Origin of the sequence: Rhodopila sp. (assembly GCF_035548095.1) — a bacterium.
GTDB lineage: Bacteria > Pseudomonadota > Alphaproteobacteria > Acetobacterales > Acetobacteraceae > Rhodopila.
This window is the reverse complement of record NZ_DASZUV010000011.1, coordinates 215,434-225,615: the sequence shown is the minus strand read 5'-3', so window position 1 is coordinate 225,615 and position 10,182 is coordinate 215,434. Positions and strand designations below refer to the sequence as shown.

Below are 10,182 nucleotides of genomic sequence, written 5' to 3'. Positions count from 1 at the left end.
ATCGGTCTCGGCATGTGTATTCCCACCATGATGGCCTATGCGAAGCCGGAACAACTGGAACGTTTCGTACCGAAGGCGCTGCGTGGCGAGGAAGTATGGTGCCAGTTGTTCAGCGAGCCGGCCGGCGGATCGGACCTGGCGGCACTGCGCACCAGGGCCGAGAAGCAGGGTGATGAATGGGTCATCAACGGCCAGAAGATCTGGACCTCCGGCGCGCATCTGTCAGACTTCGGGATCATTGTCGTGCGCACCAACCCGAACGTCCCGAAACATGAAGGACTCAGCTTCTTCTTCCTGGACATGAAGTCTCCCGGCATCGAGATTCGGCCGATCCACCAGATGTCCGGCGCACGCCACTTCAACGAGGTGTTTTTCACTGATGTCCGCGTGCCGGACAGCCAGCGCCTGGGCGCGGTGGGGCAGGGGTGGCGGGTTTCCATCACCACGCTGATGAACGAACGCCTGGCCGTCGGCGACGTGCAGCGGCCGGATGTCGAGGACCTGGTGGAACTTGCCCGGCATCTGAAGATCGACGGCAAGCCGGCGATCCGCAGCGCGGCGGTGCGGGAGAAGATCGCGCATTGGTACGCCCAGCAGCAGGGGCTGAAATTCACCCGCTTCCGCACCATGACCGCGCTGTCTCGCGGTGAGACGCCGGGGCCGGAGAATTCCATCCACAAGCTGGTGAATGCTTCCAAGCTGCAGGACATTGCCAGTTACGGCCTCGATCTGATGGGCGACGGAGGGTTGGTGATGGATGAGGACCTCGCCGAGGCGTATGGCATGTTCCAATCGGCGCTGTTGTCCTCGCCCAGCTCCCGCATTGCCGGCGGATCGGACGAGATTCTGCGAAACATCATTGCAGAGCGGGTGCTGGGGCTGCCGGCGGATATCCGCGTGGACAAGAACGTGCCGTTCAATCAGGTGCCGACCGGCCAGCGGTCGTGACAAGGCTGGCCACCTCGATCGGTTCGTTTCCGCTGCGCAATCCGGTGATCTGCGCGTCGGGCGAACCGGTGATGACGGAGGCCGGGATCAGGGCGGCGTTGCGTGCCGGGGCGGCGGGCGTGATCGCCAAGTCGGTGAATGAGCAGCCGGCGGCGGCACGGCAGCTTGACAAGGCGGATTATGCGTTCCTGGACGCGGCAGGCATGGCGACGGCGGGACCGGCGGCCGTGTCGCTGTTCAACCGCTCCGGCCTGATCCAGCGGGATTGCGCCGACTGGTTCGCCGCCATCGCTGCGCTGGACCGGGAGGCGGCGCGGGAGGGCGCGTTTGTCGCGGCCAGCATCGTCTATGCCAGCACCGACGGAGCCGAAACGGTCGCGTCCCGGGCGCGGCGGGCCGGATTGCGTGTGTTCGAGCTGAATGTGGGCGCGCCGCATGCCTCCGAGGCAGCGGCCGGCGCCATCGTGCAGGAAACCGATCCGGACCGGCTGGAAGCGCTGGTGCGGCGAGTGCGCGGCGCGACCGAGGGAATGCAGCTCTGGGTCAAGCTGACCGGCCTGTCGTCGAACCTGCCGGCGCTGTCGATGGCGGCGCAACGGGGCGGCGCGGATGCGGTGGGAATGATGGGCCGCTTCATGGGTCTGGTGCCGGACCTGGAGACGTTCCGGCCGGTGTTGGGGACTTCGGCGGCCTATGGCGGCGGCTGGGCGCTACCGATCGTCTGCCGCTTCCTGGCGCTGACGCGGCGTGCCGCGGCTGGGTCGCTGCCGCTGATCGGCACCAACGGTGTGCGGTCGGGCGGAGACGTGGCGCGCATGGCGCTGTGCGGTGCCGGCGCGGTGGAGGTGCTGTCGGCGGTGATGCATGGCGGCTTCGGCGCGATCAGCCGGATCATCGCGGAGCTGGACACTTTCCTGGAACGGCGCGGCCTGGCGTTTTCCGACCTGGTCGGCGATCTTGCCGATCGGCTGGAAGGCTATGGCGACCAGTTGGAAACCCCGGGCCGCTGGCGCGATTTCGTGCCGCCCGAAACCTTGCAGTCGGAGTGATCCGGGATGGCCTGCTTCGTTCCGATTTGCGTGATGATCGAGCGGACCATGCCGGACGGATCGAAAACGTTCCTGCTGGCACCCGATCTGGACACGGCACTGGCCGATTGCGTGCAGGCTCAGGTCAGCGGGGAATGGACGGTGACGCGCCTGGTGCTGGGCCGTGAGTCGGTGCTGGAGGGTGACGCGCTGGCCCAGGCGCTGAAGGATGCGGGGTTGCCGGGGTTCTGAGTGCAGTGAGCGACAGGAACGCCGTCTTTCTGGCTTGGCTCGAACACTCCGAGCACACGCCTCATTGATGTTCAATAACCCAACCGTCTTTACAGGTCGCGATGGAACAGCAGAACTCATACCGGGCCCTTGTCAGAATCCCCGGGCTGACGCCGCTCATCGTTGCCGCGACCCTGTCGCGTCTGGCGGGTCGCATGTTCATTCTCACGTTGGTCCTGTTCGTGCTAGCGCAGTTCTCATCACCGGCACTGGCCGGCTGGCTGACTTTCGCAGCAATCGTCCCGGGCCTGCTGGTCAGCCCGGTCGCGGGTGTTCTGCTCGATCGCGTCGGGCCGACCATCGCCGTCAGGATCGACATGATTGCCAGTGCCATATTTATTGCCGCCATCGGCATTGTTGGCTGGCTCGACTGGACGACACCGCCGGTCCTGTTCTTCGTGGTAACACTGTTCTCGCTTGCCGGTCCATTGGGAGCGGCGGGTACGCGGACCCTGCTGCCTCGCCTGGTACCGTCCCATGACCTTGATCGTGCGAATGCGCTCGATACGGCGGTCTATGCCGTCGTTGATGTCGTCGGACCGGCGATGGCCGGCGTCATCGTCGCGTGGCTCGGGCCCGAAAGCGCGATGTCCATGATCGCCTTCTCCTACGCGACTGCCGCCATCTGCCTATCCTTCGTACCGCGTCTTCCCGGACTGGCGCCAAGACAGGCTTCGTTTCTGCATCAGATGATTGAAGGCATCCAGATCATGAGCCGGCAACCGACGCTGCGCGGTCTCGCTATCTCCTATTCGATGTACCAGATCACCTGGGGCGTGCTCTATGTCGCCGTTCCGGTTTTCGTGGCCAACCATTACGATACCGCTGTTGGCAGCTCCGTGACGGGATTTTTGTGGGCCGCGATGGGCATTGCCGGTGGCATAGGTGCGCTTTCCGCGGGACGCTTGCGGACGGCCGGGCGCGAGCGTCACGTCATGGCTATAGGCATGGTTGTCACCGCTTTGGCGGCTTGGCCTGTCGCAGCAGAATTCGGACTGGGTGGGCTGGCGATCGGGCTAATGCTTGCCGGCGTTATGTCTGGCCCGATCGACGTCGCCCTCCTGACGCTGCGCCAGCGCCGAACCGACACCCGACAACTCGGTCGCGTGATATCGATTTCAATGAGCCTGAACCTGGCCGGCTTCCCCCTTGGATCGGCCTTGGCGGGTATGGTGATTACGTCGTCTCTGTCGACCACATTCGTACTGGCGGGGATAGCCTCTGTGGTCGCTGCCATTGCAACCGTCTCAATTCCCTCTGATGCAAGAGCTGTTGCTTGACCCCCCGTTGCCAGTCGGAAACCAGCACGATGCCTTCTTATAGGTGAGGTTATTGCAGACATAACAGTGGTTGCCGATTTTGAATTGTCGGCAGAAGCAACCCTGCCATTCATGACGTTATCCACTGCCAGATACCAGACGCTCTCGTGTGGCAGGCTGGAGGACAAACGCTGTCATGGGGAACCGGTCGTAACGAGGCCGACCCGCGGCAGCTCAACCGCAGGCCGGCCAGCCGTCACCTGTTCACCTTCCGCATAAATTCCGCGATCTGATCCACCACCGGCAGCACCTTGTCAGCGGCCTCGGACTCCAGATTGAACACCACGCGTTCGACGCCCATATCCTCGTATCGTTTCATCAAATCCAGATCCTGCTTCGGGAACCAGACCGTGATGGCGATCTCATCCGGATTGCGCCCCGCTTGCGTACACATCTTCCGGAACTCGGGGATCAGCGCGCCGATCTCCTCGTAACTCGCGCGTCTCGCCTGCGGAATCCAACCGTCCCCGTACCGGATCGCCCGGCGGGCGGAGTAAGGGAAGGCACCGCCCACGATCACCGGGGGATGCGGCTTCTGCACCGGCTTCGGCCAGGTCATCATCGGATCGAAATTGACGAACTCGCCGTGATATTCCGGCTTCGACTTGGTCCAGATCACCTTCATCGCCTCTACCCGCTCCCGCGCGACCTTGTGGCGATCGGCGAATTTCACGCCGTGATCCTCCAGCTCATCCTGGTTCCAGCCATTGCCGATCCCAAACAGGAAGCGGCCACCGGAGACCTGGTCGATCGAGGCGACCAGCTTCGCCGTCTGGATCGGGTCGCGCTGCGCCACCAGGCAGACCCCGGTGCCGATCTTCAGCGTCCTGGTCGCCGCGGCGGCGGCTGTCAGGGTCACGAACGGGTCCATCGCGTCATAGTATTTTTTCGGCAGATCGCCACCGCCAGGGAAGGGCGATTTGCGCGTCAGCGGAATGTGCGAGTGCTCCGGTGCCCACACGGATTCGAAGCCACGCGCTTCCAGCGCCTGCCCCAGTTCGCCGGGCGCCATGGAATAGTCGGTGAAGAACATTGATACGCCGGCTTTCAGCACGGTATTTCCTCCTGTGGCTTGGACCCGCCGATGTTGCCCTGTTTCGGTACGCATGGCCAGGAACAGCGGTGACCGCGGCCGGGATCGCCGGCGCGATCCATATCGCGCGAGAGTTTATGAGATGCCTTCGTGACATCCCCTGGTCCTGGTGGAATGGGCAGGCTAGGCTCATGCAGGCCCATGAGAAGCAAAGCACCAGACCAGCCGGATCAACCGCCGGCAGACACCCCCCAGCCCAGGGCACCGGTCAAGATCACCGACGTTGCCGCCGCGGCCGGGGTGGCACCGATGACCGTATCCCGCGTCATCAATACCCCGGACCGTGTGTCGCCGGAAACGACGGCGCGCGTGCGCGCGGCCATCGACAAGCTGGGTTACGTGCCCAACCTGATCGCCGGCGGTCTGTCATCGCGAAAGTCCCGGATGGTGGCGGCCATCGTGCCGACCATTGCGCATCCGATGTTTTCTGGTGTGGTGCAGGCCTTCACCGACACGATGCGCCGTGCCGGGTATCAAGTGATGCTGTCCATCAGCGGCTATGAGGAGACGGACGATGAGACGCTGTTTCGGGCGATCCTGGGCCGGCGCCCGGATGCACTGCTGATCACCGGGTCCGCCTATACCCCCGGCGCGTTGCAAATGCTGATCGAAGCGCGCATCCCGGTGGTGGAGATCTGGGACGTCTCGGCGCGGCCGATCGACATGGTGATCGGCTTCGACCACCAGCGCGTCGGTGCCGATGTCGCGGCGTTCTTTCGGACCCGGGGCCACACGCGCTTCGCGGCGCTGATCGCCACCGATTCCCGCGCGGTAACACGAGGCCGTGGCTTCACCGTCGAGGCCGCGCGGGGTGGCGGCACGGTGGTGCTGGAGCAGGTGATGCCGGCCCCCAGCACGATCGCGGCGGGACGGGCGGGGCTCCGCGCGCTGCTGCCGCACCTGTCGGAGCCACTGGCCTTGTTCTGCAGTTCCGACTTGCTGGCCTTTGGCGCACTGACCGAGGCGCGGATGCATGGCATCGCTGTCCCCGACCGGCTCGCGGTCTGCGGCTTCGGCAATTTCGAACTCGGGGAGATGAACGAGCCATCGATCACCACGGTCAGCGTCGAGGGCGCGCAGACTGGTCGCAATGCCGCCTCGGTGCTGTTGCGTCGTCTCGCGGGCGAAAATGGCGGTCAGCCGGAACAGATCCAGGTACCCTACCGCATCATCGAGCGCGCTTCGACCTGATAGTCGGTACCGATCGCTGAATCAGGACCTTGCGGTCCGTTCCTGAGTCTTGACATCCTGCCAGCCGGCTTCCATCCGCTCCAGCGACAGCTCCGACAGACTTCTGCCCTCGGCCGTGAACTTTGCCTCCATCGCGTTGAAGCGGCGAGCGAATTTTTCGTTCGCATGGCGCAGGCAGGTTTCCGGGTCCAGCTTCAGTTTGCGGGCGAGATTGGCGAGCACGAACAGCAGGTCGCCGACCTCGTCCTGCAGCCTGGCCGGGTCGGCTGCCGGCAATTCGTCGCGCAATTCGCGTATCTCCTCATCCAGCTTGGCCAGCACCTGCTCCACGCTGTCCCAGTCGAAGCCGATATGGGCCGCGCGCCTGGTCAGTTTTACGGCGCGGATCAGGGCGGGCAGGGCGGTCGGAACACCATCCAGCGTCCCGGTCTGTTGTTTCGCGGCCCGTTCGGCGATTTTCTGCACCTCCCAGGCCGCTGTCTGGGTCTCGGCATCGCGCACCGCGGCGTCGCCAAACACATGGGGATGTCGACGGACCATCTTGTCGGCGATCTGCCGCGTGACCTCGGCAAAGTCGAAGCGGCCCTCTTCCTCGGCCATGCGCGCATGGAACACGACCTGGAACAACAGGTCGCCGAGCTCGTCAGGCAGCGCGGTGAAGTCGCGCGTCGCGATGGCGTCGGCCACCTCATAAGCCTCTTCTATGGTGTATGGCGCGATCGTATCGAAGGTCTGCACATGGTCCCAGGCGCAGCCGGTCACCGGATCGCGCAACCTGGCCATGATGTCGAGCAGGCGGCGGAGTTCGACTTCAGCCGGGGACGCGGCGGGATGGGGCATGACTCGCCGATAGTGAACCGGCGCTGATGGTGCAAGCGGGAAAGCGGCGGGGGCAGCCTGGTTTCACGGACGGTGGAGCGGTCCGACCTCGGACGAGTTCGGCGATGACGCTATAATTTTACCAAAAACAATTCCAAAATAGATATCCTGTCGACCAAATTGTCGCAGTTTTTTACACAATTTCTATTTTTGACATTATACCAGAATCCAGACCACTGGATTCATTGAAAAGACCATTTTGGCATTGTTCTTGCGTAGCGGGACGCGCAGATGCACGGATCTCCAAAAAGGGGGGTATAATGGTCCCACGTTTCGCATTGTCGGTATTGGCGGGCGTATCCGCTTGTGCGCTCATGGCCGCATCGTCGGCCAATGCGCACACCGTCACGATCTCTTCGATCACCGCCAGCTGGTTGAACGCGACGCCAACCGCCGTCGCTTCGTTCTACGGCAACACCACGGCGGACCCGTACGTGCGGTGGGGCACGGCGACGACCGGCAATGGCCGCAGCGGTTATGACTTCGACGCGACCACGTCAGCGATCGTCGCGAACGTGCCTCCAAGCCCTTCATCCAGCTTTACCCTCGGCACATTCACGCACGTGAACCAGCCGATCACCGGAAGCTCGATCACCGGCATTCAGCTGCAGGTGAATGCCCTGGTCTCGGTGGATGGCGGCACCGCGACGTCGCTGTCATTCCTGTTCGACTTCACCCACGATGAGACGTCCAACAGCGGCCCATGCCCGTACGGTGGCCAAAACAACCAGGGCGTGAACATCAACGGGTGCGCCGACCGGGTGACGGTATCCTATAATCTGGCGTCGCAGACCTTCATGGTCGGCTCCGACGAGTACACGCTGGCTCTGCAAGGCTTCCAGGTCGGCGGTGTGACTCAGACCCAGTTCCTCACGATCGAAAACCAGGACAACACCGCAAGCCTTGTTGGCGTGGTGGAGCTGCGCAGCATCGCGGCACCGGAACCCGTATCGATGGCATTGCTGGGCACCGGCCTGGTCGGGCTCGGCGCGTTACGCCGCCGCCGGTCGTAACCCGGGAGTCGCGTGCGCTGTTCTGGCGGCGCATGCATGGCCGGCACGGTATCCGCACGCCTGGTTGGGGGGAATACTGGCAGGCAAATAGGAGCGACCACATGGGCCCGCCGCCTGAAGCGGCACGGGCCCATGTGGTTATCGAACTGTGTGAAAATAGCGCTCATACGCCGAAGGACAGGGCCGCTGACAGTGGCCCAAGTGGAGTGGCGGATGCCACGCCAATTATCCGTATAATGAATATTATGTTAAAATAAGTGCCAGCCCGAGGATTTGTCCGCTTGAGATTTGCCGCCAAACTGTGGCAACGCACCAGCCGCAGCAACCCACGGCCGTCCCATGACCGACCGCTTCGTGATCGCCGCGCTGACGGACCGGTTGATCTACGATCACGACACCACCTTCAGTGCCGACGACGCTCGGCAGTTGCTGGCCGCGCTGCCGCGCAGACGCTCGCCATGGATCCAACTGGGTATCGCCGGCACGTTGTCCGGCGGCTCGACCCGAGGATATGCGCCGGGCGTTGGCGATGTCCGGATCAAGGACCCGAATGATCGCAGCTTCGAATACAACAGCGCCTCCGATGCCTTCACTCGCGCCGGCCAATGGAAGCTGCTGGTGCTGACGCGACGCGGCCGCTACTACGTGGAGATCGAACAGGTCATGGCGGACATGACCGACGAAGGCCGAGGAGCGCTGATCAGCTACGACAGCAGCGGGACACCGCTCGCCATGGATATCCGCATCAACCGGTCCTGGCGGCTGTTCTGGTCGCCGGTCGTCATCGTAATCCCGGGCTGGAAGCCTTGGAAAACGCCAGTCTGATACGAGGCGGCAGGCGACATCGGTACCGAGCGTTCCGTCGTCGATTCCCGCCATGATGACGCGGCCCGCGATGAGTCAACGCCGCGGCGGCCAGCATGCATCAATCCGAACTCCGACACGCCGCAAGCACCTCGCGGGCTGCGGCCTCCAGGTCCATCGCGTCCGTCAAACGCCAGTCTTGCGGGGGTTTTGACGTGTCCGCGGCTCGGCGCAGCACATCTATGGTGGCGTCGGAGGCATCATCGCGCCGCGCAGTGACGCGACGTTCGAGTTCTGCCAATGGCGCCTGCAGCCAGACGCCGACGAATGGCACCGAGGCCGCTTCCGCCGCGGCCCGGACTGCGTTCCGCAGGTCTGGATCGAGCAGCGTGGCATCGATAATGACCGAATGACCGCCGGCGATCGTCTCCTGCGCCAACGACACTAAGCCCGCATTGACCGCGCGGTTGGCATCCTCCGCATAGCCCTCGGGCGGCAGGCGATCCTCCGGCGCACGTCCGAACAGCCGCTTGCGGACCTCATCACTGCGCAGGATCACGGCGCCCGGCGAACAGCCAAGCGCCGGCGCCACGCGGCGGGCAAGGGTGGACTTGCCGGTGCCCTGCAAACCCCCGATCGCCAGCACGCGTGGTGGCGGTGGCGTCAGGTAGGCCTGGGCGGCCGCGAGGTAGGAGGCGGCATCCGCCCCCTTCCCCATGGCCGCGGCGATATGCGCTCGCACCATGGCCCGCAGCGAAAGGAACACGGGCAAACCGCGCATCATGCCGACATCTCCGGTGCGAGCCAATGCACGGTTCATGACCCGGTTGGCGGCGGGCCGGCTGACCCGATGTTCCAGATCCATCAGCAGAAAGGCGAGATCATAGCCGATATCGATGGTGGCCATCGCTTCGTCGAATTCCAGGGCGTCGAACGCGACCGGCTTTCCCTGCCATAGGCACAGATTACCCAGATGCAGGTCACCGTGGCAGCGGCGGACGCACCCCAGCGGCACCCGATCCGCCAGCCAACCCCGCAAGATGTCGATCGCCGCTTGAGTCCGGGTCAGCCAGACGGTTACCTCCGATCGCGGCAAGCCGGCGGACATGGCGGATTCAGCGTTTCCCGCGGCAATACGCGACAGCGCGGCCGCGCTGTCCCAGGTGGAGACGGCCGGCCGCAACGCCTGGTCTCGCACGACGGCATCCCCCAACGCATCGAGCAAGGCGGGCGTCAGGTCGCCGCGTGCGGCGATAGCTTCCAGGAAATCCGCGTCCGGCACGCGAGCCATGCGCAACACCCAGTCCACGGCGGGCTTCAGCCCCAGCGCGAGATGGCCATCAGGATCGCATCCAACTGGCACGACATCGCGGTACAGCCCGGGTGCCGCCGCGTGATTGATCTCCAGTTCGCGTCGCAGATAGTGTTCCCGGGCGGAAACTGTTGAAAAATCGAGAAAGGATAGCCGGACAGCCTTTTTCAGCTTCCATACCGTATCGGTGCCTATGAAGACCGCGGATATGTGCGTCTCATGCGCCGGTCGACCGGCAAGGCCGGCAAGGAATGCCGCAACATCAGCTTGTTCCGGCGGAATGCTCATTAATCGCTCCTACTCC

Annotated in this window: 10 protein-coding genes; 7 read left to right on the top strand and 3 right to left on the bottom strand. The window is 64.0% G+C overall.

All coding sequences use genetic code 11. From position 1 onward, the window contains the following. From VHC04_RS10355 to VHC04_RS10340, 4 genes are all read left to right on the top strand, one after another. The coding region (locus VHC04_RS10355; RefSeq protein WP_325680767.1) for an acyl-CoA dehydrogenase family protein at positions 1 to 948 on the top strand (948 nt) is incomplete at its 5' end. Beyond that, complete coding sequence (locus VHC04_RS10350) at positions 945 to 1,997, top strand: dihydroorotate dehydrogenase (protein WP_325680765.1); 1,053 nt, start codon at positions 945 to 947, stop codon at positions 1,995 to 1,997. The genes VHC04_RS10355 and VHC04_RS10350, both read left to right, overlap by 4 nt. A gap of 6 nt (positions 1,998 to 2,003) precedes the next feature. Further along, positions 2,004 to 2,228: a hypothetical protein gene (locus VHC04_RS10345; RefSeq protein ID WP_325680763.1), complete on the top strand. Its 225-nt coding sequence runs from the start codon at positions 2,004 to 2,006 to the stop codon at positions 2,226 to 2,228. Between the two features lie 101 nt (positions 2,229 to 2,329). After that, entirely contained in the window at positions 2,330 to 3,547 is a 1,218-nt protein-coding gene (locus tag VHC04_RS10340) for an MFS transporter (protein ID WP_325680761.1), read from the top strand. 235 nt (positions 3,548 to 3,782) lie between these two features. Here VHC04_RS10340 and VHC04_RS10335 read toward each other — a convergent pair whose 3' ends face one another. After that, on the bottom strand, positions 3,783 to 4,640 hold the full coding sequence (locus VHC04_RS10335) for an LLM class F420-dependent oxidoreductase (RefSeq protein ID WP_325680759.1): 858 nt from the start codon (positions 4,638 to 4,640) through the stop codon (positions 3,783 to 3,785). Between the two features lie 153 nt (positions 4,641 to 4,793). On the opposite strand from VHC04_RS10335, the gene VHC04_RS10330 reads away from it, so the two are divergent. Further along, a complete protein-coding gene (locus VHC04_RS10330; RefSeq protein ID WP_325680778.1) occupies positions 4,794 to 5,870 on the top strand; it encodes a LacI family DNA-binding transcriptional regulator in 1,077 nt (358 codons plus the stop codon). 21 nt (positions 5,871 to 5,891) lie between these two features. On the opposite strand, the gene mazG is transcribed toward VHC04_RS10330, so the two are convergent. Further along, positions 5,892 to 6,710, bottom strand: a complete 819-nt coding sequence (gene mazG / locus VHC04_RS10325; protein ID WP_325680757.1) for a nucleoside triphosphate pyrophosphohydrolase — start codon at positions 6,708 to 6,710, stop codon at positions 5,892 to 5,894. Positions 6,711 to 7,009: 299 nt separating this feature from the next. On the opposite strand from mazG, the gene VHC04_RS10320 reads away from it, so the two are divergent. Both VHC04_RS10320 and VHC04_RS10315 read left to right on the top strand, forming a co-directional pair. Continuing rightward, positions 7,010 to 7,762, top strand: a complete 753-nt coding sequence (locus VHC04_RS10320) for a THxN family PEP-CTERM protein (RefSeq protein WP_325680755.1) — start codon at positions 7,010 to 7,012, stop codon at positions 7,760 to 7,762. Between the two features lie 339 nt (positions 7,763 to 8,101). Next, a complete protein-coding gene (locus tag VHC04_RS10315; protein WP_325680753.1) occupies positions 8,102 to 8,587 on the top strand; it encodes a hypothetical protein in 486 nt (161 codons plus the stop codon). 100 nt (positions 8,588 to 8,687) lie between these two features. Here the strand turns inward: VHC04_RS10315 and VHC04_RS10310 are convergent, their stop codons facing one another. Further along, positions 8,688 to 10,166, bottom strand: coding sequence for an AAA family ATPase (locus tag VHC04_RS10310; RefSeq protein ID WP_325680751.1), 1,479 nt, complete (start codon positions 10,164 to 10,166; stop codon positions 8,688 to 8,690). Positions 10,167 to 10,182: the final 16 nt, after the last annotated feature.